At 71.2% G+C, this 292-nt stretch carries 1 protein-coding gene; it reads right to left on the bottom strand.

The window, feature by feature from the left end; translation table 11 throughout:
• Positions 1 to 292: transposase (locus FXF52_RS42355; RefSeq protein WP_187414037.1), on the bottom strand; the 292-nt coding region annotated here is incomplete at both ends.

Consider the following 292-nt stretch of genomic DNA (forward strand, 5'->3'; position numbering starts at 1 on the left):
CGCCACCGCATAGGGGTGGATGATCCCCAGATCCACCCCGGCCACCCTGGCCGGGTCCGGTCCCTCACCCGGCGGATACGTCGCCACCGGGACTTCGGCGGTCACGTCCAGGAACAGGCGGCCGCCCTCACACAGCAGGGTGACCGACCGGACCTGCTCAACCGGATACGGCACCTCCCGCGCCAACCGGATCCACAACGGCGGGCTGTTTTGCGCGGTGGGGATCCGCACCCGCCGCCCGTCGAGGGTGAAGGTGCCGTGATGCCAGCGCACCGGCATCAACGCCCGCCGA

The sequence above is a fragment of the Micromonospora sp. MP36 genome (genome assembly GCF_008119785.1).
Classification (GTDB): Bacteria; Actinomycetota; Actinomycetes; order Mycobacteriales; family Micromonosporaceae; genus Micromonospora.